This window comes from Auritidibacter sp. NML130574, assembly GCF_003185725.2.
GTDB lineage: Bacteria > Actinomycetota > Actinomycetes > Actinomycetales > Micrococcaceae > Auritidibacter > Auritidibacter ignavus.
In genome coordinates, this window is the sequence record NZ_CP031746.1 from 193,278 (window position 1) to 219,770 (window position 26,493).

25 protein-coding genes are annotated in these 26,493 nt (G+C 60.0%); 16 read left to right on the forward strand and 9 right to left on the reverse strand.

What is annotated here, in order from left to right:
- Window positions 1–72: 72 nt before the first annotated feature.
- Window positions 73–1,077: a transporter substrate-binding domain-containing protein gene (locus DCC27_RS01015; protein WP_110109970.1), complete on the reverse strand. Its 1,005-nt coding sequence runs from the start codon at window positions 1,075–1,077 to the stop codon at window positions 73–75.
- 105 nt (window positions 1,078–1,182) lie between these two features.
- On the opposite strand from DCC27_RS01015, the gene DCC27_RS01020 reads away from it, so the two are divergent.
- Genes DCC27_RS01020 through DCC27_RS01030 form a run of 3 tightly spaced genes read left to right on the forward strand, consistent with a single transcriptional unit; the run spans window position 1,183 to window position 2,570 of the window.
- Entirely contained in the window at window positions 1,183–1,992 is an 810-nt protein-coding gene (locus DCC27_RS01020) for a TIGR00730 family Rossman fold protein (RefSeq protein WP_110098682.1), read from the forward strand.
- A 12-nt stretch (window positions 1,993–2,004) separates the two neighbouring features.
- The gene (locus DCC27_RS01025; protein WP_110098550.1) at window positions 2,005–2,355 is read left to right on the forward strand and encodes a DivIVA domain-containing protein; all 351 of its coding nucleotides are present in this window, start codon (window positions 2,005–2,007) and stop codon (window positions 2,353–2,355) included.
- A 44-nt stretch (window positions 2,356–2,399) separates the two neighbouring features.
- Complete coding sequence (locus tag DCC27_RS01030) at window positions 2,400–2,570, forward strand: DUF3117 domain-containing protein (protein WP_110098551.1); 171 nt, start codon at window positions 2,400–2,402, stop codon at window positions 2,568–2,570.
- Between the two features lie 7 nt (window positions 2,571–2,577).
- Here the strand turns inward: DCC27_RS01030 and DCC27_RS01035 are convergent, their stop codons facing one another.
- Window positions 2,578–3,249, reverse strand: a complete 672-nt coding sequence (locus tag DCC27_RS01035; RefSeq protein ID WP_110109971.1) for an O-methyltransferase — start codon at window positions 3,247–3,249, stop codon at window positions 2,578–2,580.
- 227 nt (window positions 3,250–3,476) lie between these two features.
- Between DCC27_RS01035 and DCC27_RS01040 the strand changes: the two genes are divergently transcribed.
- The 3 genes from DCC27_RS01040 to DCC27_RS01050 all read left to right on the forward strand — a co-directional run bounded on the left by DCC27_RS01040 (window position 3,477) and on the right by DCC27_RS01050 (window position 6,452).
- Complete coding sequence (locus DCC27_RS01040; protein ID WP_110100219.1) at window positions 3,477–4,598, forward strand: zf-HC2 domain-containing protein; 1,122 nt, start codon at window positions 3,477–3,479, stop codon at window positions 4,596–4,598.
- Between the two features lie 46 nt (window positions 4,599–4,644).
- A complete protein-coding gene (locus DCC27_RS01045; RefSeq protein ID WP_110100220.1) occupies window positions 4,645–5,115 on the forward strand; it encodes a twin-arginine translocase TatA/TatE family subunit in 471 nt (156 codons plus the stop codon).
- 71 nt (window positions 5,116–5,186) lie between these two features.
- Window positions 5,187–6,452, forward strand: coding sequence for an alpha-hydroxy acid oxidase (locus tag DCC27_RS01050; protein ID WP_110098556.1), 1,266 nt, complete (start codon window positions 5,187–5,189; stop codon window positions 6,450–6,452).
- Between the two features lie 174 nt (window positions 6,453–6,626).
- On the opposite strand, the gene DCC27_RS01055 is transcribed toward DCC27_RS01050, so the two are convergent.
- Window positions 6,627–7,793: an Mrp/NBP35 family ATP-binding protein gene (locus tag DCC27_RS01055; protein WP_110100221.1), complete on the reverse strand. Its 1,167-nt coding sequence runs from the start codon at window positions 7,791–7,793 to the stop codon at window positions 6,627–6,629.
- A 94-nt stretch (window positions 7,794–7,887) separates the two neighbouring features.
- Here DCC27_RS01055 and DCC27_RS01060 point away from each other — a divergent pair, with 94 nt between their 5' ends.
- A complete protein-coding gene (locus tag DCC27_RS01060; protein WP_117328622.1) occupies window positions 7,888–8,745 on the forward strand; it encodes a general stress protein in 858 nt (285 codons plus the stop codon).
- A gap of 18 nt (window positions 8,746–8,763) precedes the next feature.
- Here the strand turns inward: DCC27_RS01060 and DCC27_RS01065 are convergent, their stop codons facing one another.
- On the reverse strand, window positions 8,764–10,365 hold the full coding sequence (locus DCC27_RS01065) for an aminopeptidase P family protein (RefSeq protein WP_110100222.1): 1,602 nt from the start codon (window positions 10,363–10,365) through the stop codon (window positions 8,764–8,766).
- 78 nt (window positions 10,366–10,443) lie between these two features.
- On the opposite strand from DCC27_RS01065, the gene DCC27_RS01070 reads away from it, so the two are divergent.
- Window positions 10,444–11,304: a PHP domain-containing protein gene (locus tag DCC27_RS01070; RefSeq protein ID WP_110098560.1), complete on the forward strand. Its 861-nt coding sequence runs from the start codon at window positions 10,444–10,446 to the stop codon at window positions 11,302–11,304.
- Here the strand turns inward: DCC27_RS01070 and DCC27_RS01075 are convergent.
- From DCC27_RS01075 to DCC27_RS01090, 4 genes are all read right to left on the reverse strand, one after another.
- The gene (locus DCC27_RS01075) at window positions 11,301–12,902 is read right to left on the reverse strand and encodes a DEAD/DEAH box helicase (RefSeq protein ID WP_110109972.1); all 1,602 of its coding nucleotides are present in this window, start codon (window positions 12,900–12,902) and stop codon (window positions 11,301–11,303) included. The two genes, DCC27_RS01070 and DCC27_RS01075, sit on opposite strands and share 4 nt — an antisense overlap.
- 236 nt (window positions 12,903–13,138) lie before the next feature.
- Window positions 13,139–13,363, reverse strand: coding sequence for a DUF3107 domain-containing protein (locus DCC27_RS01080; protein WP_110098562.1), 225 nt, complete (start codon window positions 13,361–13,363; stop codon window positions 13,139–13,141).
- Window positions 13,364–13,487: 124 nt separating this feature from the next.
- Window positions 13,488–14,093 (reverse strand): TetR/AcrR family transcriptional regulator, encoded by a 606-nt coding sequence (locus tag DCC27_RS01085; protein ID WP_110098563.1) that lies wholly within the window; start codon window positions 14,091–14,093, stop codon window positions 13,488–13,490.
- Window positions 14,094–14,473: 380 nt separating this feature from the next.
- Window positions 14,474–15,880 carry a glutamyl-tRNA reductase gene (locus tag DCC27_RS01090; protein ID WP_233242814.1) on the reverse strand — a complete coding sequence of 469 codons (1,407 nt, stop codon included), beginning with the start codon at window positions 15,878–15,880 and terminating at the stop codon, window positions 14,474–14,476.
- Window positions 15,881–16,064: 184 nt separating this feature from the next.
- On the opposite strand from DCC27_RS01090, the gene hemE reads away from it, so the two are divergent.
- From hemE to hemL, 8 genes are all read left to right on the forward strand, one after another.
- The gene (gene hemE / locus DCC27_RS01095; RefSeq protein ID WP_110100225.1) at window positions 16,065–17,255 is read left to right on the forward strand and encodes a uroporphyrinogen decarboxylase; all 1,191 of its coding nucleotides are present in this window, start codon (window positions 16,065–16,067) and stop codon (window positions 17,253–17,255) included.
- Complete coding sequence (locus tag DCC27_RS01100; RefSeq protein WP_110100226.1) at window positions 17,248–18,831, forward strand: NAD(P)/FAD-dependent oxidoreductase; 1,584 nt, start codon at window positions 17,248–17,250, stop codon at window positions 18,829–18,831. Before hemE ends, DCC27_RS01100 begins: the two co-directional genes overlap by 8 nt.
- Before the next feature lie 38 nt (window positions 18,832–18,869).
- Window positions 18,870–19,628 carry a hydrogen peroxide-dependent heme synthase gene (gene hemQ / locus DCC27_RS01105; protein ID WP_110100227.1) on the forward strand — a complete coding sequence of 253 codons (759 nt, stop codon included), beginning with the start codon at window positions 18,870–18,872 and terminating at the stop codon, window positions 19,626–19,628.
- Window positions 19,629–20,699: a hydroxymethylbilane synthase gene (gene hemC / locus DCC27_RS01110; protein WP_233487807.1), complete on the forward strand. Its 1,071-nt coding sequence runs from the start codon at window positions 19,629–19,631 to the stop codon at window positions 20,697–20,699.
- Complete coding sequence (locus DCC27_RS01115; protein WP_110100228.1) at window positions 20,699–21,517, forward strand: uroporphyrinogen-III synthase; 819 nt, start codon at window positions 20,699–20,701, stop codon at window positions 21,515–21,517. The genes hemC and DCC27_RS01115 overlap by 1 nt, the downstream gene beginning before the upstream one ends.
- 42 nt (window positions 21,518–21,559) lie before the next feature.
- Window positions 21,560–23,236, forward strand: a complete 1,677-nt coding sequence (locus DCC27_RS01120; RefSeq protein WP_110109973.1) for an FAD-binding dehydrogenase — start codon at window positions 21,560–21,562, stop codon at window positions 23,234–23,236.
- A gap of 115 nt (window positions 23,237–23,351) precedes the next feature.
- On the forward strand, window positions 23,352–24,338 hold the full coding sequence (gene hemB, locus DCC27_RS01125; RefSeq protein ID WP_110098570.1) for a porphobilinogen synthase: 987 nt from the start codon (window positions 23,352–23,354) through the stop codon (window positions 24,336–24,338).
- 66 nt (window positions 24,339–24,404) lie between these two features.
- Window positions 24,405–25,730, forward strand: a complete 1,326-nt coding sequence (gene hemL / locus DCC27_RS01130; protein ID WP_110100230.1) for a glutamate-1-semialdehyde 2,1-aminomutase — start codon at window positions 24,405–24,407, stop codon at window positions 25,728–25,730.
- Here hemL and DCC27_RS01135 read toward each other — a convergent pair.
- Complete coding sequence (locus DCC27_RS01135) at window positions 25,720–26,400, reverse strand: exonuclease domain-containing protein (protein ID WP_110100398.1); 681 nt, start codon at window positions 26,398–26,400, stop codon at window positions 25,720–25,722. The two genes, hemL and DCC27_RS01135, sit on opposite strands and share 11 nt — an antisense overlap.
- Between the last annotated feature and the right edge of the window lie 93 nt (window positions 26,401–26,493).

Genomic DNA, 26,493 nt, shown 5'->3' on the forward strand with positions numbered 1-26,493 from the left:
TAGCCCACTTCGATGGCGGGTCAAGGGCACGGCCTGAAGTGTATCTAGAACAATAGCCGCGTTGGACCGTGGCTACTTCTGCTCATCCTCATCGGGTGTTTCTGAGCAGTATTCGGTGGTGATATCAGTGGCCTGAGGTAGTTGGAGAGTGTAACCACCAGGGAACCCGGAGTGGTCGAGGAGTGATTCGAGCTCTCCGTCGGTCAGATCCTGACTGATTGCCTGGGTGGTTGCGATACAGCCGGTGGTCTCCGGTGCGAATCCGACCCAATAGAACGACGACTCAGTCAACTCGTCGGGAAGTGCGTCCACAGGATCCTCGTTTCCAGCGCTCTGCGAGGCCTCGAGCAGTTCGTCCCAGGAATAAAAATAGGCTTCGGCAGGAAGTGCATCCTCAGAAAACAGGCCAGCCAAGGCCAGGTCGTCCCCGGCCACGGCGTCGTATCGACCCGATTCCAACCCGGTGGCGCACTCACCGTAGGTATTCTGGACCGTGATTTCGCGACCGGGGTGATCATCAATGTCAGCGCTTGATCCTGCCACAATACACACACTGGCGTCATTGAGATCGGACAGATCTGAAATCGTGACCGGACCAATCAGTTGCTCCGATTCCTTGGAAGAGCTCGTGGCAGTTGGTGTCGCGTTATCGTTGGGCACTGGCTGAGACGCGGTGATTAATGCTGGTGAGATCGTGGCGTAAGGGCCAGCCCACTGGACGCCATCGCTGGTGTCAGGAACTCGTTGGCGCGCGATGACCAGATCCGCCTCGCCGGTGGTGAGCATGGAGGTAGCCTGCTGGCTGGTGGCGTGGGCTAAGCGAGCCCACGACAGTTCTGATTCGTCGTCCACGACCTGTTTCTCAGTGACCAACCGGGAGGCTAAATCCGCTTCGGAACCGGTGACATTAGATGGCTCTGTCCCCGAGCTCAAGCCGGGCGCGTCGACTCCCACAGCCACTACCACGCTGTCCTCTGGGGCTGGGCCTGGAGTCAGCGGTTCTTCGGGATCGCCACAACCAGTTAGCACGAGCGCCAGAAGCGACCCAAGCGCAGCCAGCGCCTGTGCTGAGGACATAGCAGGGTGGGGTGAGCGTAACATCGGCTGAGAGGTTGGCAGGCTCAATGAGGACGGATCAAAAGGCACGGTTAAAGTATGTCAGATCTCGCTAAAGTGGCAGTCATGACTACTTGCTCTTCCCGAGGATCTGCCGACGATGAACTGTCCCAGCAACGGGTTCGCCGTGGCCCCCAGGTGTTAGGGCACCAACGACGAGACGAACCGACGTTTGACGAGTTGTTATTCGAATCCGAGGGAGCCAAATCGTCCCACAGGCATAGCATCGATCCGCCGTCCTCAGACGCCTGGCGCGTCTTGCGTATGCAGGGAGAGCTGGTTGAAGGTTTCGGGGCGTTGGCGGGAACCGGCCCTGCTATTTCGGTCTTTGGCTCCGCTCGCCTCTCCGAAGGTAGCCTCGGGTATGAGTTGGGAATGGAGATCGGCCAGATGCTGGTGCAAGAAGGCTACGCCGTGATCACCGGTGGGGGACCTGGCGTGATGGAAGCAGCCAACCGGGGCGCTTGGCAGGCCGAGGGGGATTCCATCGGGCTCGGCATTGAATTGCCCCGGGAACAGGGGCTCAACCAGTACTTGAGCCTTGGGATCAACTTCCGATATTTCTTCGTCCGCAAGTTGATGTTTTTGAAGTATTCCCGGGGATTCGTGGTGCTACCGGGCGGAATGGGGACCCTTGACGAGCTCTTTGAAGCGCTCACGTTGGTTCAAACCGGAAAGGTCAGGGCGTTTCCCGTCGTGTTAGTGGGACGCGAATTCTGGGGATCATTGGTGGAGTGGATGGAGCATCAACTTGTGGGATCGGGAACGATCGACCCCACTGATCTGGACCTCTTCTGCGTAGTGGACACCGTCGATGAAGTTCGAGAACAGCTCCGTGCCCACAATCAGGTAGCGATATCCAAGGGGAGTTCATGAGATACTAGGAACATGGGCGTAAATCTGTTCTTGATTGAAATCCTTGCACTGGGGGTCGTGGCCGTTGCTGCGATTGCGTTGGCGCTGGCCAAGCCGCAGGTTCGCCATCTGGTTCGCCCGTTGGCCGAACCCGAGCGGGCCCTTCCACCGGTGTTAGTCCCGCCGGCTGATCGGCTCCGTCCCGACGACATTGACCAGATACGTTTTTCGACGGCGTTGCGAGGATATCGGGCAGATCAAGTGGACCAGGTGCTGGATCGACTAACTGAGGCTCTGGCCGAACGCGACCGTAAGATCATTGAGCTGGGTGGAACTGTACCGGTTACCGACGAACGCTCGGCAACTCCCCAGTCGGATCAGTAGTCGCCAGCGCTGTGAGTAGTAAACTAGAAGGGAACTGAGACTGTATGGCAGCGATGAAACCACGAACCGGAGACGGTGTATTGGAAGTAACCCGGGAGCCCCGCAAACTCGTGATGCGGATCCCTGCTGACGGGGGAGGCCGTCTCGTCGTGGAACTCAACGACGAAGAAGCTCAAGCGCTCAAAGACGCCCTGGAGCAGGTCCTGGCGAAGTAGCAGCATCTCATCCCTGCGTAGCTACAGCGCGGATTGCGATCAACACACCAGAACCTGTGGGAATCACCGTGGAATGCGACCAGACATCGGTCTGTTCAGCCAGTGTTTTACCCGCCTGACGTAAGGCTACGGTGGTCTGGTCACGGACCGCAGGACGTGGCACGCGATCACCATCAAAGGCGTCGTTGATCACCAATAGTCCGCCCGGACGCAAAAGTCGGGCGGACTGTTCTACATGGAAACCCAAGACCAGCGGGTCGGTATCAATAAAGACCAGGTCATAAGCACCCGTTGATAGCCGGGGTAAAACGGTGCGACCGCGACCGGTAATCAACCGGGTTTGCGAAGGAACGTACCCATCGGCGACGAAGCTCTCCCGAGCACTGCGTTGAGCCTCAGCGTCGGGATCCAATGTGGTCAGAACTGCACCTCGTGGTGCTCCACGCATCAACGACAACCCGGACACCCCAGCGCCGGTACCTAGCTCTACTATCGTCCGGGGGGCCTTGGTGGCCGCGAGAACAGTCAACAACGAGGCGGTGCCTTCGGTCACGGCCCGGATTCCGAGTTCTTCGGAACGTTCACGCGCTGTGAGCATCACCTCGTCCTCGACAGGGCGGGCTTCTGCAAAAGCCCAGCTGGCGTGTTTATCGGTCTGATGCGGGCTCAGCGCCTTCATGAGGGGAGACTCCTTTGGCTTCGCTCGTGAGTGTTGTCAATGAATCGGACGAGAGGTACGTGACGATTCCCAAGACACTGCCCCCTTATTGTACGGGCTTTGTCCTCCGAGCCACCGAGATCCGAAATGAGGCCGGCTCAGTTCAGAGTTTTCTCAGATTTCAGCACGAGAATAGCCCCATGGCCAACTCCGCGATTTCTCATCAGAGAAAGAAGAGGCGTGCCTAAATGTCGAAAACGCTCACCCACTTCACGGTTCACCCGACGATGCGCATCGATGCGTATCTGGAGGGGGCGCTGTCACCACACGCCGAGGCGAAAGTGCAACATCATCTGGCGCATTGTCCCCAATGTCGCGAGCTGTGCCGGGAGCGGGCTTTAGCCCTCGACGTGGTTGAACGTGCAGCGAAGACCCAAGAACGCGTCAATCCCTCACGAACTGTCTTCGAGGTTGAGTCGGCTGAACCCGAGGATTCCAGCCCGGAGACATCCACGCAGGACTATGTCGCTCGCCTGAAGACACAGGACGGCGTTCCCGGGTGGAAAGTCGTGATCGGGCTGGGAGTGATCTGTTTAGTGGCTTCCGGAATATTACTGACGGCGTGGTTTATGGGCGGACAGAATACTCAGGCTTCGACGGAAGTAGCAGATGATGAGCTGTTGCCCCACAATCTGCGGGTGTCTCCACTATCGTACAGCACGGCCACAACCGGTGGTCGTTCTGCGCTGGACACCTGGTCCTTAACCGAAAGCGAACATGATGCTGCCTCGGCCATGACTGGCTCGAGTGCGCCTTTAGACATGATCGGCCGGCGAGTGGCAACCAGCTCTGTTCCAGAGCTACGAACGACAGGATGGTCAGTACCCCGCCTTGGACAGTTGAATATGACCCAGGGACCAACCGTGGTCAACCGTGGCGAACGTTGGGCAACCATTTCGACAACCTATACTTCCCCCGGAGCCCTCAGCGATCAGCCCGGCGACAACAGTATCGATGCGCAGAACCAAACGGTGGTTCGACAGTGCAAGATGCTCGATGAACGCGACGGGGTGTCTGGCTGTGCCGTCGATGAGAGCTTATTAGATTCGGATCAACTCAGCCCGCTGGAACCCAGCGCCGAAGATGCAGTGATCCACGTGTACCCCGACGAGTCCTGGACAGCGCTGTTTGCTACAGATCAGACTCTGTACCGGGTCGATTCCAACACCCCCAAATCTGAGGCATCTGGCATGATTCGAACTATTGCGGTGTTCCAGCGTTCTCTGGTTTCTGACGCCCAAGGAGCCGATGACTCTGTTCTGGACCGTGTCGATGACGGGCTGACGCAGATGTTTTCGTCGTCAGAATGACACCGCAAACACTGCTGATGCTTGGCTACTGAGCTAGGCTAGGAGAATGAATTTTTTCGGTATCAACGGTAGCGAGCTCCTCGTTCTGGTGGTGCTCGTGCTTCTGCTGTTGGGGCCGGAAAAAATCCCAGAATATACACGGTCGTTACGAGATTGGATTCGGAAGCTCCGCCAGATGGCAGAGGGGGCTAAAAACTCCTTCAAAGAAGAGACCGGAACCGATTTCAATGATATCGACTGGGCGAAATATGATCCTCGGCAGTACGATCCCCGGCGCATCATCCGTGAAGCGCTAGCAGAACCCCTCGATGATTTCGGAGCCTCCAGCACCCAACTGGAGACGCCGGCCAGCAAGAAATCGTCGTCTCAGAATCAACCAGCCTCGATCCAGCATGCACAGGTGTCTGGAACCGCGACCGGTCTGACGGCTGTCTCTGACGAAGACGTCGCCTCTGCACAGAACCCCGAAGATACCGACGAAAATCCGTCCACCCCTTTTGATAACGAAGCCACCTAAAGGTTTCGACGTCACGTCCTGCCACCCCGAATGACGGCTTCTGTGTCGTCCCATGAAGGAGACAAGACATCATGGTCAAACGTCAGCTACCTAAGATCAACGAGCTTGCTGAACTGATGCAATTCAAGAAGCCGCAGCTTAACCGCAGGAAAGCCCGTTTGGACAAGGCCCTGACCATCTGGGATCTGCGCGAGTTGGCCAAGAAAAATACGCCGGTAGGACCATTTGACTATACCGACGGTGCCGCAGAATCAGAAGTGTCCATTCAACGAGCTCGTCAAGCTTTCCAAGACATTGAATTTCACCCCGGAATTCTGCGTGATGTCTCCCAGGTCGATACCTCCACAACCATCACCGGTGGGAAATCTGCGTATCCGTTCGGGATTGCCCCGACAGGGTTCTCACGCATGATGCAGACTGAGGGAGAAGTTGCCGGTGCCCGTGCGGCAGCCCGCTGTGGAGTGCCCTTCTCGCTGTCCACGATGGGCACCACCTCGATAGAAGATGTGGCAGCAGCGGCTCCCAACGGGCGGAACTGGTTCCAGCTGTATGTGATGAAAGATCGTGATGCCACCTACGACCTGGTCCATCGTGCTTACTCGAGTGGTTTTGACACGCTGTTCTTCACCGTTGATACTCCGGTGGCCGGTCAGCGGCTACGCGACACCTATAACGGTTTTTCGATTCCACCTCAGCTGACTCCGATGACGGTCATTGGCGCGATTCCGAAATACCACTGGTGGTTCGATTTCCTGACCACTCCGACTTTGGAATTTGCCTCCCTCACCAAGACCGGTGGTACCGTTTCCGAACTGATTGACACGATCTTCGATCCCTCGATCAACGACGAGGATTTGCGCATAATTCGCGACCTATGGCCCGGAAAATTGGTGGTCAAGGGCGTACAGACCCTCGAAGCAGCCACAAAGCTTGCCGACTTCGGGGTGGACGGGATCGTGTTGTCGAACCACGGCGGACGGCAACTAGACCGTGCCCCCGTGCCCTTTGAGCTACTTCCCACAGTCGCTCGTGAGGTCGGAGCCCAGACCGAGATCATGATCGACACCGGCATTATGCACGGTGCCGATATCGTGGCCTCCATCGCGTTAGGCGCCGACTTCACACTGGTAGGTCGCGCTTGGTTGTACGGATTGATGGCCGGTGGTGAGGCCGGGGTGGACCGGATGCTTGAAATCCTCACTAAACAGCTGACCCGGACTATGCAATTGTTACAGGTTACCAGCGTGGACGAGCTGGGACCCCAGCACGTGACCCAGCTAGAGCGACTCAACGTGCGGCAACGGATTTCTCGCGAGGAAGAAGTCAGTCGCCCCTGATGAGTGCGAGATCTCGTGCAACCGTGTGACGGCCCTTAGACGTATGCTATGACTCAGCGTGTAGATTCCGAGGCATCAAAGACCCACCGGGGGTACCGTGCTATTGGGATCATTTCGGTGGGGGCTGGCCTTGGGCGCCACTTGTACGGTACCTTTACCCAGAAATCCAGCTGATCAGCTCATCATGGGTGAGCCTATTTGGGCGGTTTCGACCAAGCGCTCGCTGATAATCTGTAACGACCTTCCGCTGGGAGAGTCTGGATGAGAAATGATCGTGGGCTGACCTTGGTCAGCATCGGTGCGAAGAATTGGGTCCAGGGGGATTGTCCCTAAGAGTTCGACCGGGTCGTGCAGATGCTCCGCCAGATGCTGGGCAACCTGTTTGCCACCGCCGGCTCCAAAAACGTCCATCACGGTGCCATCCGGGAGGGTCATCGGCCCCATATTCTCAATGACTCCGGCTACCGCCTGATGGGTTTTGGTGGCTAGTTCTCCGGCTCGAGCAGCAATATGGGCAGCAGCATACTGCGGTGTGGTCACCACCAGAAGCTGGGCCTGGGGGAGTAGCTGTGCAACTGAAATAGCAATGTCTCCCGTCCCCGGTGGTAAGTCCACCAGCAGGACATCGAGCTGGCCCCAATGGACATCGCCAATGAACTGTTCCAGGGCACGGTGGAGCATCGGTCCCCGCCAAGCCACCGGTTGGTCGGTGTCGAGAAACATCCCAATCGAAATCGTTTTGACTCCATAAGCCACCGGTGGCAAGATCATCTCTTCCAAGCGAGTGGGGCGGGTCGTGATCGAGAGCAAACGCGGGATGGAAAAACCGTGAATATCGGCATCAATTAAGCCCACCCGGTAGCCACACTTGCTCAACGCGGTGGCCAGATTTGCGGTTACCGTTGACTTACCGACTCCACCTTTGCCCGAAGCTACGGTGAGCACCAGTGGCTGGTGGGGATCCCCAGCGCTCGCGGCGGTTAAACTCGAGGAATGGCGTGAACGCAGGGAATCAACGAGTTTTCGGCGTTGCGTGCTGTCCATGGGACGTAGAGCTACCTCGACGCTACTCACCCCGGGCAAGGAGACCAGGGCGTTGAAGACCTGGTCTCGTAGCGTGTCTTGCATCGGACACCCGGGCGTGGTCAGCAGGATCTCGGCGCGAAGGTGATGCGCAGGAACTTCTTCAGATGCGGGTGCCTGACCGGAAGTGTCGTCCACAGATGCCGTCACCGCAGACACCATCCCCAAATCAGTAATGGGGACGCGAATCTCCGGATCCTCGATGTGACGTAAACGAGCCAGGGCAATCTGTTCAAGTTCGCTGATGTTCCTGGACATAGTTCTACTGTAGGTCAAGGCTAGACTCGACGCTATCAGCCAAACAATGTGCGTTGACTTGGATTCACTTCTGAAAAATGGGGAGAATAGAACTATGTCTATGAATGCCGGTTTTACCGACCCCCTCGGCCAAGGTCTGCCCCAGGGACAATTATTGGGAAATTATCGTCACTTTGACGATGCGCAGAAGGTTGTCGACCGGTTGGTCGAAGCCGGTATTAATGTGGATCATTTTCATATTGTTGGACGCGACGTGCGCCTGGTGACGTCCTTGCGCAATCGTTCAGGATATCCTGCCGTGGTCGGCAGGGCCGCCTTGCAGGGGGCATTTTTTGGCCTGCTTATCGGGCTGTTGATCTCGACCTTGATGCCAGCCCAAGCCCCATTCCAAATTCTAGCCTCGGTTGCTTTGGGCGTAGGTGTGTGGGTGATCTTTGGTGTCATCGGGCATGCACTGCGTCGACGTGCTGGTAAGTACGACTACATACCCCGATTCGCTGCCGTGAGTTTCGACTTGCTGTGCGACTTTGCCGTTGCTCACCAAGCCAAACAAATCATCGGGCCCCAACCGATGCCAACCAGTCCGACACCGGCCCATCAGCCTGGCTCGACCGGTACCACCGCCCCCGAAACACCACCGCCAAGTGGCCAGACCGGTTCTTCTCCCACCACCGCGCAGACCCCGGTCCAGGAGCCCTCGGAGGCCTCCACCACCCGGTCCGGGTTCCCAGACCTTCCCGACGGCCGGCCACAGTTCGGTGCCCGGATTGATGACGCCTCTCAACCCCGACGCGAAACAGAACCCCATGGTGATGCCAGCGCTGATCCATCCGCACCATCGGAGCCATCCGAGTCATCCGAGGCATCAGAGAAAAAGGCCAGCGACGGAACCCAGAGCTCCCTATCTGAGCAACCTGAGCCCCGTCGCAAGACTTCGCAGGAGGATCACTAGCTTATCCCCTGCACCGAACTATTGCCGGTTGTTTTCTCCCAGCAGTGATGCCATCCAAGCTTCCACCTCGTCGACGGTGCGTGGAATGGTGGCACTGAGGTTCTCGGCGCCCTGGTCGGTTACGAGAATATCGTCCTCGATCCGAATGCCAAGACCCCGGTATTCTGCGGGAACGGCCAGATCTTCGTTTTTGAAATACAGGCCCGGTTCGATGGTGAACACCATGCCCGGTTCCAGCACGCCGTCCATATAAAGCTCGCGACGCGCCTGCGCACAATCGTGAACATCTAACCCCAGGTGGTGGCTGGTCCCGTGTGGCATCCAACGGCGATGCTGTTGTCCGGACAAGGAGACAGCCTCGTCAACACTGACCGGAAGAATTCCCCAGGCATCCAGGTGCTGTGCCAGAACTTCGGTGGCACGATCGTGAACATCACGGAATCGGATCCCCGGCCGCACGATCTCGAAAGCCGCATCGGCAGCTGCCAGCACAGCGTTGTAGACCCGGGCCTGAAGCTCGGAGAACCGTCCATTAATCGGTAGTGTGCGGGTGATGTCAGCGGTGTACAGGGACTCGGCTTCCACACCGGCATCTACCAGCAACAACTGCCCGTCGACAATCGGACCGGTGTTCCGAATCCAGTGCAGGATGGTGGCGTTGTTGCCGGCAGCGGCAATGGTGTCATAACCCAGGTCATTCCCCTCGAGCCGAGCTCGAGAAAAAAATGCGGTCTCGATAACCCGCTCGCCCCGTTGAACCTGCTTTGCGGCCGGTAGCGCCCGAATAATGTCGTCAAAACCTCGGGCCGTGGCGTCCACGGAGCCACGAAGTTCCCCGATTTCCCATTCGTCTTTGACCAGGCGGAGTTCGGACAGATATTCGGAGAGCTCGGCGTCGAGTCGGTCGGAGGCTTCTAGATCAACGCCGGTGTTGATCCGGGAGGTGTCAACCAGAGCCTCCATATTCAGGTCAGCGCCACGCACCACGCGCAACCGGGTGCCACCAATCTCCACGGCTCCGGCATCGACGGTGACCGCATATTCCAGTTCGTCGAGACTCTTGGTCTTCAGTCCGGTGCGAGCTTCTAATTCACGCAAGGTTGGTCGAGGTCCCACCCAAAACTCGCCGATTTTGGCGTTGGCATAGAATTCTTCGGAGTCCCGGGTAGCCAGGGGACGGAAATACAGGGTCGAAACGTGCCCGGACCCTTGGTCCCCGGTACCCGGCTCAACCGGTTGCATCACCAACGCCGCATCGGGCTCGTGGTCAATACCGAGTCCGGTCAGGTGCGTAAATGCCGAATGAGGCCGGAACCGGTAGTCGGTGTCATTGGATCGGACTTTCGGGGCGCCGGCCGGAATGATCAGGCGTTCACCCGGGAACCGCTCCGAGACCGCTTTTCGGCGTGTAGCAGCGTAAGAGGCCACCGCATAGGCGGAGAATTCTGGGTGCTCGACCGGAGCCCATTGGGAGCCCATGAAGTCTTTAAATGCCTGGGACTCTGGGCGACGGGAACGGTTCTCACCCCGCTGAGAGAGAGCCTGCTCTGGTTGCTCGTCGAGCTGGTCCCGGGAGGTCGAAGAACGATGTTGTGCAGAAGAAGCGGATGATTCAGTCATGGTTCCATGCTCTCATGAATCCCCAGCACCCCGCCGGGGAGGTTACCTGTCTGTTGTATGACGTTTACACTTATGAGCATGGCCTTTGATCTGCACACGCATTCAACCTGTTCGGATGGTACCCAGCCACCGGCAGAGGTCGTGCGTTTAGCAGCAGAGGCAGGATTGGAAGGACTTGCGCTGACCGATCACGACACCACGGCAGGATGGGATGAGGCGATCTCAGCCGCGCAGCGTCACAGCATCAGCTTGGTGGTTGGCATGGAATTATCGTGCGTGACCGATGAAGGGATCAGCGTTCATGTGCTCAGCTATTTGCATGACCCACAGCACGCGGGTTTGTCAGCTGAAATTGCTCGAGCCCGAGAGGCTCGCATCATTCGAGCCCAAGAAATGACCGCTCGGATCGCCCGAGACTATCCGGACTTGAGCTGGGAGTTAGTGCTCAAACATACCCACGACGATGCCACCGTGGGGCGGCCGCATCTCGCCGATGCACTCGTGGACATCGGCGTGGTCCCGGACCGCTCGGCAGCGTTTACCAGCCTGCTATCGAGTGACTCGTCCTACTATGTGCCTCACTATGCTCCTGATCCAGCACTCGGAGTAGAGCTGATTAAAGAAGCAGGTGGGGTAGCAGTCTTCGCACACCCGATGGCTGCGAAGCGAGGACGTACCGTATCAGACCGTACCTTCACCGAGATGATCGAGGCTGGCCTAGACGGCGTTGAAGTTGACCACCGCGATAATTCGGCTAAGGGGCGGGATAAGCTTCGTCAGCTGGCCAGGAAATATGGTTTGTTGACGACCGGTTCTTCGGACTTTCACGGCAACGGTAAACCCAACCGGTTGGGTGAATATACCACGGCGGTAGAAACGGTTAAAGCGCTGGAGCCTCGAGCGAGCTCAGGACTCCAGGTGCTGTGGCACACCGACTAATTGCGGTTGTTCTGCTGGTTTGTGCTCTGTTTCCTTCTCGAGGAAACCACTTTACCGTTCTTCCAGCGAGTGCGCTGACGCCTCCGCGAAGAACCCGAGGCCTTCTTGGCCTGGGCCTTGTGCTTCGACGAGGAAGACCGTTCTTGGCTCTGGTCTTGCTGGTGTCCAGCCGAACGACGCCGGGAGCGTCCGCGACGATGCTGTCGACCATTGCGGGACCGCGATCGAGAATCCTTACCACCAAGATCTTCACGATCTTCGGCGTCGAGACCAGCGTGAGTGCGTTGTGACTTTGGGAGTTTTCCTTTGGTTCCCTCTGGGATATCCAAGTCTTCGAACAGGTGGGGGGAGGCGGAGTAGGTCTCAATGGGCTCGGTTTGGTCTAGGCCTAGCGAAGCGGCAATCAGCTTCCACTGCGGGATGTCTTCCCAGTCCACCAGTGTCACCGCAGTGCCCTTATGCCCGGCCCGACCGGTCCGACCGATCCGGTGTAGATAGGTCTTTTCATCTTCGGGACACTGGAAGTTGATCACGTGGGTGACATCATCGACGTCAATACCGCGGGCAGCGACATCGGTGGCGACCAGCACATCGATTTTCTCATTGCGGAAGGCCCGTAAAGCTTGCTCGCGCGCGCCCTGTCCCAAGTCGCCGTGGATCGCACCAGCTGCAAAGCCGCGCCGGGTGAGCTCATCGGTCAACCGTGCTGCTGCGCGCTTGGTACGAGTAAAGATAATCGTGCGACCTCGCTCCCTGGCCTGTAGTACCCGCGCGATCAGCTCATCTTTGTCCAGATGGTGAGCACGGTAGATCAGCTGACGGATGTCCTTTTTGGTGGCCTGAGTGTCGTCAGGATCTTCGGCACGAATATGAGTGGGGTGCGTCATGAACCGGCGGGCCATCGCCACCACCGGACCCGGCATGGTGGCCGAGAACAGCATGGTCTGACGCTTATTTGGAACGGCCTGCAACAAGGTTTCAACATCCGGCAAGAAACCCAAGTCAAGCATTTCGTCGGCTTCATCCAGAACGACGGTCTGCACATGGTCGAAGCTCAGATGACGCTGACGCATCAAGTCGATGAGTCGTCCCGGGGTTCCAACAACGACTTCGGTACCACGATTGAGTTCGTCAACTTGTGGTTCATAAGCCCGACCACCGTAAATGGTCGTCACCCGCACGCTACGACGTGAGGCCGCCAATCCGAGGTCCTCACCGACCTGGGTCGCCAGTTCGCGAGTCGGCACGATCACCAGAGCCTGGGGAGCACCGGGGGAGGGCAGAGAGTCGCTACCAGGCTCATCGGGGCCAATGACACGCTCCAGGACCGGAAGACCAAATCCCAACGTTTTACCGGTACCGGTCTTAGCTTGACCGATGATATCCTGGCCTGCCAAAGCAATCGGCAGAGTCATGGCCTGAATAGGGAATGGGGAAACGATCCCCTTGGCAACGAGGGCCTGGACCATATCGTCGCGCAGGCCGAAATCTGCGAACGTCTTGTCTGAGGTAGACCCATGCGGCGAGGTGTCGGACACGAGTTGGTCGTCCGGATCGGCCTGGTTTACACCGGGCTGTTGGTGAAGAGAATCTGACATCTGAGATGAACTTTCTCGTGGTACCCCACAACCCAAGGTATGTGTCAGTCGGATTGTAGGGTGCCACTGAATCGAGGACTATACGAGCGGGTCAACACAATGGACAAAAAAGTGGAGCCGATCGCGGTTTAGTCTTCTGAGCTGTATTAAGCGGTAGCGTTCTATCGCAGACGACCGGTCATCCAGGGGCGTCAATGACACCGGGGACGTGGTGTCGTAGTGAGGAATGGTCGAGTCTAGCTGGCGACAAAACCGACCGGGCCAGACGTGGTGTCTCCTACCTCGACATAGCCTACAACATTGCCGGGGACCAGGATCGTACGACCCTTAATATCGTCGATCTGAACCATACCTCCATCCTTGATGGCGGTTTGGACTTGCTCGACCACTTTCTCAGCCGGCAAATCTGTCTTGAACACAATTTCACGGGTGACGTGTTGAACACCGATACGAATTTCCATGTCTCTCCTTCACAAGCCGTGAACGCGGTTAGTGTTGTTTCGGGAACCCAGCTTAGCGGAGATGCCCTCGGCTCCGTGCGCTCTCAGCCCTGTCTGCCGCGGGCTTCGGCCAGTGGCGTAATTGTCAGTTCCGAAACACAGAAATGCCCTCACGCAACATGTCGGTCACGATCTCGGCGGTCTGGTTCGGGCCCAGTTCCTCGGTCTGTTGCTGATCCTTGGACATATAGGTCCAACCGTGGGCTGCGCTAATCACGGTAATCGTGACCATGGAAGAGACAAGTCTGGTCTGCTGGTCGGTGAGATGGGAGTCGTCAACCAGTAAGGTGTGGATTTTGTCGGTGATCTTTCCGAGAAACTCCCGACGGACTCGGTCGAGCTCACCCTCCAGAGGAGTCGAACGGTCCAGAATGACTCGGAATGGACGATCAGGGCGCGAGGCGAATTCAAAGGCTGCGGCAACGCACTTGTAAACGCACTGTCGCTCTGAGTCGCTTTCTTCGTCGAAAGCTTGGGTGAGTTTCTCGCCGAGCATTTTGAGATGGTCATTGAAGATGGCGCGGTAGATGTCTTCTTTGCCCTCGAAGTGCTGATAGAGAACTGGCTTGGAAATTGCGGCTTCCTTGGCAATGGCGTCCATAGAGGATCTGACGTAGCCGTTGATTCCAAAATGTTGAGCAGCGATGGTGAGAAGTTGTTCTCGACGCTGGCTTCTAGGTAGACGTGTCACGAGTTGCTAACCGTCCTTGACGTATCGGTGTGGTCTGCACCATGGAGAGTTCGCCATCCTTCCACGGTGATGAATGTCTGTCGTATTTCTACTGAAATTACGAGTGATTGTCATCCCTCGAAAAAAACGTAGTTAACGATTCTCATACTTTACTGATGGAATCGCAATATTGCCAGTGACTTGGGAGTTTATCGGAAGTCTTTTGCCGTGAGAGGCAACTCTCTTAACACACTCGACGCTATGCTGGGAAAATAGATGAAAGGTAAAATATAAGTGATGAATGCGCGTCCAAGAGAGCACAAAGCCAGTGAAAACTGTGCACCGAGCTCTTGGATGAGAAGTGTCGCAGGTGAGCGAAAGAGGTGGCCGGTGGTGAGTGCTTAAGCGCTCTCGGCACGATGATCGGAGTGGGGGCACGTGGGATCGGCTACCGGTGTCTGCTCGGGTGTCTGTGCACGCTTGCGTGCTGCTTGACGCTCAGCTTTCTTGCGCTGTCTTTCAGCGGTTTCGGCGGCCACGTCGAGACCGAAAATGGTTTCCAGTGCGAGCTCGTAGTCCGCTAGGCGCCCTTCTTCGGCCAGGTGACGTGCCCGCACTGTTGGTTCGTGCAAGAGCTGACGCACCATGCGACGCATGGCGAATTCCACTTCCTCGGCGGCTGCGGTACATCCGTGGCGTTGCCGCACGCGAGCAATTTCGTCCTCGAGTACGGATTGAGTGTGCTCGCGCAAGGTCACAATGGCATCGGAGGCAGAGCGCTGTTTGGACTCACTGAGGAAATCTTCGACGGCTTGGTCCACGAGGCCTTTGGCCCGAGTAATGGATTCTTGTTGCTCGTCTGGCGCCGCCATCTTGACCGACTCGAGCGTAACCACGTCAACCCCGTCAAGATCGGCGATATCGGGATCGAAGTCATGGCTGAGCGCTAGATCGATAATGGTCAAGCGATGCGGGAGGCCGGAACGCAGTCGTTGCAACTCAGGTTTGGAGATGGTCCGCTCTTGCCCAGAAACGCCAATCACGACGTCTGCTTCGGCAAAAGCCTCATGCACCATGTCACTATCTACTGCCATGGCCCAGTCACCACGATCGGCGACAAACTGCTCGGCTCGGCCCGAGGAGGAATACACTGCAACGTTGCGAGCGCCGAGTTGCTCCAGCTGGGCGATGGTGGTTCCGGCGTATGCACCGGTACCCACCAGCAACACATTGGCATCTTCCCAGAACCGCTTGGTCGCCACGACGGTTGACCCGGCTCGGATTTGGGTTGCTAGCTCCAGCGCCACAGACACGACCGACCGTCCAGTCGATCCCAACGCGGTTTCGGTACCGACTTGTTTGGCGGTCCGGGACGCAGTTTCGAAAAGTTTGGTGAGATTGCCCGTGGTGGTGTTGGCTTGCTTGGCCTCGGTGAGGGCCCGGCGCACCTGTCCGGCGATCTCGCGTTCACCAACGACAGCAGACTTGAGTCCGGCGCCGACTTCGAAGAGGTGTCGTACCGTCTCGTCGTGCGGAAGGATATGGAACGCATCCCGAACCTGGTCTAGGCGCAGACCGGTCTGGTCGGCGATGCTCTGGAGGATGTCAACCTGGGCTTGTGCCGCGTCGGCTCCGGTAGCGATTTCTGCATACACTTCGACACGGTTACAGGTCGAAAGAGACACTGCCCCCTGTAAATGGGGAGAGTTTTCTACCGTGGAGGCGACCCCTGGAACTCCGTTGCTTAATTCCGCCACCGTCTCGAGGTCAAGCCAGGTGTGCGCAGCAACCAACGAAAATAATGCCACAATGACTTCCATGCTAGGCCAGTGCACTCACCGATTAAAGTGAGCGCACCCTAAGTATGATGCCTCACGGTTTGTCATCTTTGCCTGAACAGTCCGGGGTGCCATCGCGATGGTTTTTCCTCTGACGGCTGATCACCACGTCTTACATTCAGGGGCATGAGGTTCAACGTGGGAGAATGGGGTCATGACTCAAGAATCCCGTGGTGGCTCCAGCGTGTGGGCAAATCACCCGTTGCTCACCGACGATGCGCGACGATCGACCGCACAGTCCGATCTGATTCGAGCCTACCGAGGGCAGATGCCTAGTCGCCGTCCGGTGTGGTTTATGCGTCAGGCCGGCCGGTCGCTTCCCGAATACCGACGCTTAAGGGAAGGCACCACCATGCTGGATGCCTGCGTGAACCCCGAACTGGCCAGTGAAATCACTCTGCAACCGGTGCGACGCCATGACGTGGACGCTGCGATCTTTTTCTCCGATATTGTGATCCCGCTCCGTTTGGCCGGAATTGGCGTAGAGATCCAGCCCGGTGTGGGGCCAGTGCTCGAAAAACCGGTCCGGACTGCACAGGATGTGGCAGCGCTACCAGATCTGGATCAACTCGGCCCCGAAATTTTTGCTCCAATTGCCGAAGCAGTACAGCGTACCGTTGCTGAGCTCGGGCCTCGCCCCCTCATTGGTTTCGCTGGAGCGCCGTTCACCGTGGCCGCTTATATGGTGGAGGGCAAACCGAGCCGGGATCACCTGGGGCCACGGGCCATGATGCACCGGGAACCGGAGACTTGGGAGGCGCTGATGCGCTGGGCCGCCCACGCCTCCGGTCTGTTCCTCGCCGCCCAGGTGCGCGCGGGGGCTTCGGCGGTCCAACTCTTCGATTCCTGGGCTGGGTCGTTATCGCGGACTGACTATCAGCATTCGGTGATGCCGTACTCAGCGCTAGCCTTGGCGGAGCTCGACAGCCTGCGAGCCGAACTCGACCTGCCGGTGGTGCACTTTGGGACCGGCACCGCTGAGATTTTGGACCTGATGCGTGAGGCAGGAGCGTCGGTGATCGGCGTGGACTACCGCATCGGGCTGGACGAGGCCTATCGACGCCTGCAAGCCCGCCGTGGTGAGCAGGCCCAGCCACTACGCGCCCTGCAAGGCAATATCGATCCGGCCTTCCTCGATGCCGGATGGCCCACCCTTGAAGCCCACACCCGCGCGGTGCTGGCCGCCGGCGAGTGCGCCCCCGGGCACGTGGTCAACCTGGGGCACGGGGTCCCACCCAGCACCGACCCGGAGGTATTGACCGAGCTCGTCTCGTTCATCCACTCCATCTCGGTGGGAGTGCGGTCCGCTGAGGATTCCCAGGGCGTGGTGTTACCCCATGAGTGAGCTACCCGGGTTGCAGGGGAACCACTACGACGTCGTGGTTATCGGCGGTGGCATCGCCGGACTCACCGCGGCCCGGGAGCTGAGCATGGCCGGGGCTCGCGTCGCGGTGCTGGAGGCCGCAATGCATCCTGGTGGTGCGTTGGCCGGTCTGGAGCTCGGTGAGGCGATCAATCCGACGGATGAGCAGGTGAGACACGACCCGAACGTGTCGTTGCGGGTGGACGCTGGCGCGGAAGCTTTTGCCACCCGTGGTCCCGCCGTGGCGGAGCTGATCACAGAACTGGGGCTAGGCGAGGAGATCGTGGCACCACAGGCCAGTGGCTCGTGGCTGTACACCCGCGACCGGGGGGCGATTCCTTCCCCGACAGTGGGCGTGCTCGGCATTCCCGGAGATCTGCACAGCCCCGATGTAGCCACAGCTCTCGGTCCTGAAGGGATCGCTCGGGCCCAACAAGACCTCTCGGCCCCCGTGGATGACTACCGACAGGTGTTAACCGACCAGACACCGATCACCCTCGCCGAGGTAGTCGCAGACCGTATGGGCCCGGCTGTGGTCGATAACCTTGTGGCCCCGGTGGTCGCCGGCGTGCTCTCCACTGACCCGGCGAGCGCGGACGTGCGTCAGCTGATCCCCGGTCTCTTGGACGCGATGGTGGAACAGGGGTCGCTGGCGGCGGCCATTACGGCGCTGAAACGGTCCGGTCGGCCCGGGGCCGCGGTGAACTCTTTACGTGGTGGTATGCACCGGATCATCGACGCCCTGACCGCGGAGCTAGCTGAGAGGGGAGTGGATCTGGTGACCTCAGCCCCGGTGACCTCGCTCGCGGACGCTGAGACCCCCGGCGGCTCTGGTTACCGAGTACTCATCACCGCCGCTGAGGCATCCGAGGTCGAGCTGAGCGGCGACCGCCTCGTGCTGGCCTGTGACGCCGTGACGAGCTACCGGCTGATCACCACGTTGCGCGCGAGGCGCCAGGCACCCGAACTTCCGACCGAGGCGCAACCGGCCACCGGAACCGGTGTGGGCCTGGTGACACTGCTAGTCGACCACCCCGAACTGGACGCTGCCCCGCGCGGGACCGGGTTGCTGGTGGCTCCTGACGTCACGGATGTGGCCGCCAAGGCGATGACCCACGTCTCGGCCAAGTGGGCCTGGCTGCATGAACGACTTAACCCCACCGGTGCTACCCACCGACATGTGCTCCGGCTCAGTTACGGCCGCATCTCCGATCCCGTTGCCGGGCACGCGTTGGGGTATCACAGCACCGATGACCAGCTCATCACCGCCGCACTGACCGACGTGCCCCGATTGCTCGGTGTTGACACGGAAAACTTTGCCGCCCGGGTGCGTGCCTCAGCGGTGGTGCGCTGGCGCGAGGCCTTGCCTTCGCCGACTCCAGCCCATACCCGCGCGGTGAATGCGTTGCTGGAGGCGATGGAGCCCGAGTCCATGATGGCCGCCGGCCCGTGGGTGTCGGGCACGGGACTGCTGGCGATCATCTCTGATGTGCGTCAGCGGGCCCGCCAGCTGATCAAATCACCACCGCCTGTGAGCACCCCGACAGATCAATCCTGACGTAGTGATCATCCGACACGAGAGGAAGTGAGACCGTCATGACAGAACAGACGGAGAACAGCACCCCAGCCCCCGGTACGGTGCAACAACAGGCCAGCTCGGTCCCCGAATTGGACACGAGTTGGTTCACCACGTACACGGTCTTTGCCCGCAACCGTCACGAGAACTCCGTGGGCTCGGCCCGGTCGGCCTCGGAAAAACAGCGTGATGCCGAGGCCTTCCGCGCCTTAGTTGCTGATCTGTCCGAACAGGGCATCACCGTACGGGGTCTCTATGACGTCTCCGGTATGCGAGCCGAAGCCGATGTGATGGTGTGGATGTGGGGTAAGGACCCGGTTGCCCTGCAACAGGCCATCCGCCAAGTGCGTCGCGCCGATCTGTTTGCCGGAACCCACGTAGCCTTTACCGCCATGGGGGCCGACCGGATGGCGGAGTTCAATAGGGACCACGTGCCGGCCTTCGCGATGGGCCGTAAACCCCGCAAATGGCTGTGCTTCTACCCGTTTGTGCGCTCCTACGACTGGTACACCATGGATCCGGCCAAACGGCGTGACTTGCTGCGCTCCCACGGCCAGCTCGGCCAAGACTTCCCGGATGTCTGGGCCAACACCGTTTCGGCCTTCGGCCTGAACGACTGGGAATGGTTGTTGGGCCTGGAAGCGCCCCGACTGGATATGCTCGTTGACATGATGCGGCATCTGCGCAATAACGAGACCCGGCACTATGTGCGCGAAGAAGTCCCCTTCTACACCGGTCACTACATCGAGATCGATGACGTCGCCGAGGTGTTGGCCTAAATGACCGTTACCGACTCCGTGCCCGGCCGGATGTTGTTGATGGGCACTCGCGGTTCCGCGCTGGCCCGCACGCAGGCCCAGCAGGTTGCCGATCAGCTCAGCGACTGGCTACCCGGGGTGGAGATCACCTCCCAGATCATCCGCACCGAAGGTGATGTGACCACCGGCTCGCTGGCCTCACTGGGTGGCACCGGAGTGTTCGCTGCAGCGTTGCGGACCGCTGTGGTGCAGGGTCGGGTGGATCTGGCCGTGCACTCGCTGAAGGACCTGCCAGCGATCCAGCCCGAGTCCTTGCGCATCGCGGCCGTACCCGTCCGAGCTGATCCCCGCGATGCGCTGTGCGCCCGAGACGGCATGAGCCTGGATGAGCTCCCGGCAGGGGCCCGTATTGGGACCGGCTCACCCCGGCGCGTGGCGCAATTGCTCCACTACCGGCCCGATCTGCAACCGATCGATATCCGTGGCAATGTCGCCACCCGCTTGGCGCGGGTGGTCGGCTACGAACACCACCACGACAACGCACCGGCCGCTGCCGGATCGGACCGTGGCGATCTGGACGCGGTTATCCTAGCCTGTGCCGGGCTCGACCGAGTGGACATGGACTGGGCCATTACCGAACGGCTCGACCCCTCGGTCATGCTACCGGCCCCCGGTCAAGCAGCGCTGGCGGTCGAGGTCAGTACCACTCGCCTGCTCGGATCGGCGGTCGAAGACGCCTTGGCACAACTCAATGACCCCGCCACCCTGCTCCAAGTCACTGCCGAACGCGCGGTGTTGGCCCGGTTGGAAGCCGGCTGTGCGGCCCCGATCGGGGCCCTGGCCACCGTGGACGCCCACTCCGGCACGCTCGCATTACAGGCCATGGTCGCCGGGATGGACGGGGTTAACCTGATCCGCGCCAATCGGTCGGTACCGGTCTGTGTCGACGGTGACCAGCTGATCGATGACGACCACTCCCGGGCCGATGCGTGGCAACTGGGTACGGCCGTTGCCGAAGAACTCCTGGATTCCGGGGCTGAGCTGTTGCCCGAAGCACCGCCGCGCGGAAACGGTGGGAGTAGCCTGTCGTGATGACCGAGGTGATCACCGACACGGTGGTGATCACCCGGCACCCGGCCCAAGCGTCGCAATTAGAGGCCGGACTGGGTGAGCACGGTATCAGCGTGCAGTTCTGCCCCCTGACCGATTTCGTGCTGGCCGAGGACCGCGTGCCGGGCCTGCGTCTCGTAGCAGGGCTCCACGCTGGCGTGTTCGCCGGCGTGGTGGTGACCAGCCCCAATACCGTCCGCGCGCTGAGCTTGCTGGGGCTTGATTGGGCCCGGCTGGCCGACGGCGATACTGTCGTGGTCGCTACCGGGGCCGGCACCGCCCGGAAGGTGGGCGAGCACGGTTACCCGGGCACGGTCTGGACCCCCACCACCGAAGCGTCCGCGCACGGCATTCTCACCGACCTGCCTGGGTCCCGGAAACTGCCGGTCGAGCCGGCGCGGCCGGTGGCACTACCCCAATCAGCTGCAGCCACTGAGACGTTGGTGACGGGACTGCGTGGGCTCGGCTATCGGGTCGATCACGTGCCGATCTATCACACGGTGGTCTATCCCGGACCGGCAGGGCGACGGTTATTGGCCGCCCCACGCCCCGAGAGCGCTCAGCGGCTGGTGGACCTGCACGCGTTGAACCCGCGTACCCCGGTGGTGCTCACCGCCTCCTCAGCGGTGCGCCAGCTGGCCGAGCGGGCAGGTGAGCTTCCGGCGCCGCTAGCGCACTACCGACTCATTGCCCTGGGGCGCCCAACGGCCAGTACCGCCACCGAACTGGACATCACCATGGCCGGCACCGCGACCGCCCCGAACGCTGCGGGCATCCTACAGATCTTACGCAACCTTTAAAGTCCTGTGTCAGTGCTTTCCAGCTACCCTAAAATGTGATCTATGGCATACTTTGCGGATGGATTCGAAGCCCTCGTCGTCGGTCACGGTCTGGCCGGTCTGGTAGCCGCCTGCGAGCTGGCCGAGGCTGGACACCGCGTGGCGGTGATCGACCAAGAGAACGCAGGCAATATTGGAGGCCAGGCGTACTGGAGCTTTGGTGGATTATTCATGGTCGACAGCGCCGAACAGCGTCGCATGCGGATCAAAGACTCCCTTGAGCTCGCCCTGCTCGATTGGCGCGCCAGTGCCGGCTGGGACCGGCTGGAAGGGCACCATCCCGAAGATCAATGGGCCCAAGCCTGGGGTGAGGCTTTCGTGCACTTCGCCGCCGAGGAACTGCGCGAGTGGATCACCGGCCACGGCGTGAGCTTCTTTCCAGTGGTGGGCTGGGCTGAACGTGGTGGCAGTACCGCCACCGGCCATGGGAATTCTGTTCCCCGATTCCACATCCCCTGGGGCACCGGAACCGGACTCGTCGCGCCCTTCGCCCGCAAGCTGCAACGCTACGTCGACCGTGGCCTGGTGCGGTATTACCATCGCCACCGGGTTGACGAGCTGATCGTCGAGAACTCTCGGGTTGTCGGTGTCCGCGGCGCTGTCTTAGCTACTGACGATGCTGAACGCGGTGTGGCAACCAATCGTGCGGTGATCGATGATTTTGAGTTCCGAGCTACAGCGACCCTGCTCGCCACCGGCGGGATCGGCGCCAACCCCGAGTTGGTGCGCTCTTTCTGGCCCGAACGGTTGGGCACCCCACCGCAGCGGATGATCAGCGGGGTCCCGGCGCACGTGGATGGGCGCATGCTGGCTATTGCCGGTGATGCTGGAGCCCGACTAGTCAACCAAGACCGCATGTGGCACTACGTGGAAGGCATAAAAAACTGGAACCCGATCTGGGAGCGCCACGGTATCCGAATCCTGCCTGGCCCCTCCTCGCTGTGGCTGGATGCGACCGGACACCGGCTCAACCCGCCGGCTCTGCCCGGTTTTGACACGCTGGCCACGCTAGCTGAGCTACGGGCCACCGGATACGACCACTCCTGGTTTATTCTGAACCAGAAGATTATTGAAAAAGAATTCGCGCTCTCCGGCAGTGAACAAAACCCCGACCTGACCGGCAAGGATCTGAAGCTGTTACTGAAACGGCTGGGCCCCGGTGCCCCAGGGCCGGTGGAAGCGTTCAAAAACCACGGCGAAGACTTCGTGGTGGCCGACACGTTGGATGAGTTGCTGACCCTGATGCAAGAACTCGAACCAGAGGTGCCGCTGGATACCGAACAGGTCCAGGCCGAAGTCCGCGCCCGCGATCTGCAACTGGACAACCCGTTCTCCAAAGACGCGCAAATCACCTTTATCCGCTCCCACCGGGCCTCGTGGGGAGATAAGCTCATCCGAGTCGCTCCCCCCGGCAAACTTACCGACCCGGCCAACGGGCCACTGATTGCTGTGAGACTGAACATCCTGACCCGCAAAACCCTGGGCGGGATCCAAACCGACTTAAACTCCCAAGCCCTGGATGCCACCGCCACCCCGATCCCCGGACTCTATGCTGCCGGCGAAGCCGCCGGATTCGGCGGAGGCGGATCCCACGGCTATCGGGCGCTAGAAGGCACCTTTGTCGGCGGGTGTCTATTCACCGGACGCACCGCCGGCCGGGCCATGGCCGCTGAACTATAACGACGAGATGACGACTAGAGTGGACCGTAGGAGCGCGGTGACCAGCTGTCATCAGCCTGTCACCAGCGCCGAACCCACACTGCCGACCCCCCATAGCAGGGGAGAAGGAAGGACCATGTCTTTTCCGCTCCAACGTCCCCGGCGCCTGCGTCAAAACTCTGCCGTGCGTCGGATGGTCGCACAGACTCGGCTTCATCCCTCCCAACTCATTCTTCCCGTCTTCATCAAAGAGGGCCTGACCGAGCCGAACCCGCTGGTCTCGATGCCCGGCGTCGTCCAGCACACCGAAGACTCTCTCAAACAGGTTGCCACCCAGGCCGCCACAGCCGGACTGGGTGGCATCATGATCTTCGGGATCCCGCAAAAACTCGACGCCACCGGATCCGAAGCACTCAACCCCGACGGCATCCTCAACCGTGGCATCCGCGCGGTTGTCTCGGCAGTCGGTGACGATCTGGTGGTGATGTCCGATCTCTGCCTGGACGAATTCACCGAGCACGGCCACTGCGGCGTCCTCGACGAGACCGGACGGGTCGATAATGACGCCACCCTGGAGCTCTACGGCAAAATGGCCCAAACCCATGCCGAAGCCGGGGTGCACATGGTCGGCCCGTCTGGCATGATGGATGGCCAAGTCCGGGTCATCCGTGAATCCCTCGACGAGGTCTCCGCCCAACACGTCGGGATCCTGGCCTACTCGGCCAAATACGCCTCCGCTTTCTACGGACCCTTCCGCGAAGCGGTAGACTCCAGCCTGACAGGCGACCGTAAAACCTACCAGATGGACCCGGCGAACCGGCGCGAAGCTCTGCTGGAGACCGAGCTCGACCTAGCAGAAGGCGCTGATATGGTGATGGTCAAACCTGCGATGAGCTATCTGGATATCCTGCGCGAGGTGGCCGACTTCTCGGACGTACCGGTTGCGGCCTACCAGATCTCCGGAGAGTACGCGATGATCGAAGCAGCTGCCGCTAACGGGTGGATCAACCGCGACGCCGCCGTGGCCGAGTCGGTGCTGTCCATCCGTCGGGCTGGAGCTGACCAGGTGCTGACCTACTACGCCCTAGAACTCGCCGATTGGATCCACCGTGGCCTGATCTAAGGCCCAGTGAGTTCCAACCAGACCCGCCCGACCCCGTCCAGCTCAGAACAGGACTGTGAGAATCCCATGACCGACCAGCCTACGTCTTTCACCAGCAACCAGCAGGCCTTCCGCGCTGCCGAAGCCGCCATGCCCGGCGGGGTGAATTCTCCGGTGCGCGCGTTCGGATCCGTCGGACTGACCCCGCCGAGCATCGTCAGTGCTCGGGGTGCCTACCTCACCGACGTCGAAGGTAACGAGTACGTTGATCTGGTTGGCTCATGGGGGCCCATGCTCCTGGGGCACCAACATCCGGCGGTGGTGGAGGCCGTGCATGCAGCGGTCGACCGTGGCCTGTCCTTCGGTGCGTCCACCCCGGACGAGACACACTTAGCCGAACTGGTGAAATCCATTCTGCCGATCGATCGCATCCGGTTTGTCTCGACCGGGACCGAGGCGACCATGACCGCGCTACGCATCGCGCGCGGTGCCACCGGACGGGATCTGATCGTGAAATTCGCCGGGGGATACCATGGCCACTCCGATGGGCTACTGGCCTCGGCGGGATCGGGTGTGGCGACCCAGTCACTTCCGGGCTCGGCCGGTGTGACTGCTGCGGTGGCCGCCCAAACGCTGGTCGTGCCCTTCAATGACCGGCAAGCCCTGGAAGAAGTCTTCGCTGACTACCCCGAGCAGATTGCTGCGGTGATCACCGAAGCCGTGCCGGCCAATATGGGCATTGTGGCGCCTGAGCCAGGGTTCATGGGCTTCTTACGTGAAATCACCCAGCGCCACGGGGCCAAACTCATTTGGGATGAAGTCCTCACCGGATTCCGCGCTACCCCCACCGGAGGCTGGGGGTTAACCGGTCAACCCGAGGGCTGGACTCCGGATTTGTGGACCTTTGGCAAAGTGATCGGCGGGGGTATGCCGGTGGCAGCGGTGGCCGGCAACGCCGAGATCATGAGCCTGTTGTCCCCGTTGGGGCCGGTCTATCAAGCAGGAACCCTGTCGGGAAACCCCGTGGCTATGGCTGCCGGTATCGCGACTCTCAGCAATGCTGATGAGCAGGTCTACCAGCAGGTGACTCATGCCTCCCGGCAGATTCAGCAACTGGTCTCTGAGGCCTTGGATGCTGAAGGCGTGGACCATTCCCTGCAAGTGGCGGGAACGATTTTCTCCGTGGCCTTTGGCACCAGCGACCACGGGGTGCGCAACTACCACGACGCGCAGAACCAGGAGGTCTTCCGATTCGCGCCGTTCTTCCGCTCGTTACTCGAACAAGGTATCTACATCGCGCCCAGCGTGTTTGAGGATTGGTTTGTCTCCGCGGCTCATGACCAGCAGGCCATCGACAGGATTGCCGAGGCGCTCCCGGCAGCAGCCAAGGCTGCCGCGGCCGCTACCGAGTAGAACCGTCGAGGTCTTCGACTGGCCAATGGCGCGACACTGTCGCCTCAGGATCCTTACTCCGGCGCAGGTAGGCTTCAAAACTTTCTGCCTGGGCGGATTTCCACCGTTTCTGCAATTCGAAGAGCTCGGACAAAGGTACGGATAGCTTAGGGTACTTCTCGGCGATGGCGTAGGCGATCTCCACACCAGCCAATGCATCGGCGGCTGAGGCGTGCGCATTATCGAGCCGGACCTGGTAGATCTCAGCGACTTTGCCCAACGTGCGTCCACCCTTGCGGTAGGTGTCGACCTGTTTATCCAAGACGTAGGGATCAACGACCCCGGAGATCGTCAAGGTCTCTAGCCCGTGGCGGGCAATTTCTGCGGTTAATACCGTGAAATCATAAACCCCGTTATAGGCCACCACGGGGAAACCTGCTGCCATGAAGTCAGCCAGCGTGCCGGCGATCTGGTCAATTCCCTCCCGCGCAGCGGTCCCGTGCATGTGGGCATATTCAGTGGATATCCCATGCACTGCGGTTGCCTCAGCAGGAATCTCCACACCGGGATTGAGTAACCACTCAGCATTGGCCCGTTGGACCCGCTGCGGATCCACGACGACTAATGAGGCCGTGACAATCCGGGCTTGGCGCGGGTCCCGACCGGTCGTTTCCAGATCAAACCCCACCATCGCACCGCAGTGCCACGGCTGATCGGGACGTGGGGCAATCGATTGTAGAGCTTCGTTCACCTGTCTTACGCTACGTGGTCGACGCCTCCGGGG

Coding starts and splice junctions, on each gene's coding strand:
- hemQ (WP_110100227.1), top strand. CDS start 18,870: ATGACAGAACAGACGGAGAACAGCACCCCAGCCCCCGGTACGGTGCAA.
- DCC27_RS01050 (WP_110098556.1), top strand. CDS start 5,187: ATGGTCAAACGTCAGCTACCTAAGATCAACGAGCTTGCTGAACTGATG.
- DCC27_RS01060 (WP_117328622.1), top strand. CDS start 7,888: ATGTCTATGAATGCCGGTTTTACCGACCCCCTCGGCCAAGGTCTGCCC.
- DCC27_RS01055 (WP_110100221.1), bottom strand. CDS start 7,793: ATGTCCAGGAACATCAGCGAACTTGAACAGATTGCCCTGGCTCGTTTA.
- hemL (WP_110100230.1), top strand. CDS start 24,405: ATGACCGACCAGCCTACGTCTTTCACCAGCAACCAGCAGGCCTTCCGC.
- DCC27_RS01020 (WP_110098682.1), top strand. CDS start 1,183: ATGACTACTTGCTCTTCCCGAGGATCTGCCGACGATGAACTGTCCCAG.
- DCC27_RS01120 (WP_110109973.1), top strand. CDS start 21,560: ATGGCATACTTTGCGGATGGATTCGAAGCCCTCGTCGTCGGTCACGGT.
- hemC (WP_233487807.1), top strand. CDS start 19,629: ATGACCGTTACCGACTCCGTGCCCGGCCGGATGTTGTTGATGGGCACT.
- DCC27_RS01075 (WP_110109972.1), bottom strand. CDS start 12,902: ATGTCAGATTCTCTTCACCAACAGCCCGGTGTAAACCAGGCCGATCCG.
- DCC27_RS01100 (WP_110100226.1), top strand. CDS start 17,248: ATGAGTGAGCTACCCGGGTTGCAGGGGAACCACTACGACGTCGTGGTT.
- DCC27_RS01035 (WP_110109971.1), bottom strand. CDS start 3,249: ATGAAGGCGCTGAGCCCGCATCAGACCGATAAACACGCCAGCTGGGCT.
- DCC27_RS01025 (WP_110098550.1), top strand. CDS start 2,005: ATGGGCGTAAATCTGTTCTTGATTGAAATCCTTGCACTGGGGGTCGTG.
- hemB (WP_110098570.1), top strand. CDS start 23,352: ATGTCTTTTCCGCTCCAACGTCCCCGGCGCCTGCGTCAAAACTCTGCC.
- DCC27_RS01040 (WP_110100219.1), top strand. CDS start 3,477: ATGTCGAAAACGCTCACCCACTTCACGGTTCACCCGACGATGCGCATC.
- DCC27_RS01045 (WP_110100220.1), top strand. CDS start 4,645: ATGAATTTTTTCGGTATCAACGGTAGCGAGCTCCTCGTTCTGGTGGTG.
- DCC27_RS01135 (WP_110100398.1), bottom strand. CDS start 26,400: ATGGTGGGGTTTGATCTGGAAACGACCGGTCGGGACCCGCGCCAAGCC.
- hemE (WP_110100225.1), top strand. CDS start 16,065: ATGACTCAAGAATCCCGTGGTGGCTCCAGCGTGTGGGCAAATCACCCG.
- DCC27_RS01080 (WP_110098562.1), bottom strand. CDS start 13,363: ATGGAAATTCGTATCGGTGTTCAACACGTCACCCGTGAAATTGTGTTC.
- DCC27_RS01065 (WP_110100222.1), bottom strand. CDS start 10,365: ATGACTGAATCATCCGCTTCTTCTGCACAACATCGTTCTTCGACCTCC.
- DCC27_RS01030 (WP_110098551.1), top strand. CDS start 2,400: ATGGCAGCGATGAAACCACGAACCGGAGACGGTGTATTGGAAGTAACC.
- DCC27_RS01070 (WP_110098560.1), top strand. CDS start 10,444: ATGGCCTTTGATCTGCACACGCATTCAACCTGTTCGGATGGTACCCAG.
- DCC27_RS01015 (WP_110109970.1), bottom strand. CDS start 1,077: ATGTCCTCAGCACAGGCGCTGGCTGCGCTTGGGTCGCTTCTGGCGCTC.
- DCC27_RS01115 (WP_110100228.1), top strand. CDS start 20,699: ATGACCGAGGTGATCACCGACACGGTGGTGATCACCCGGCACCCGGCC.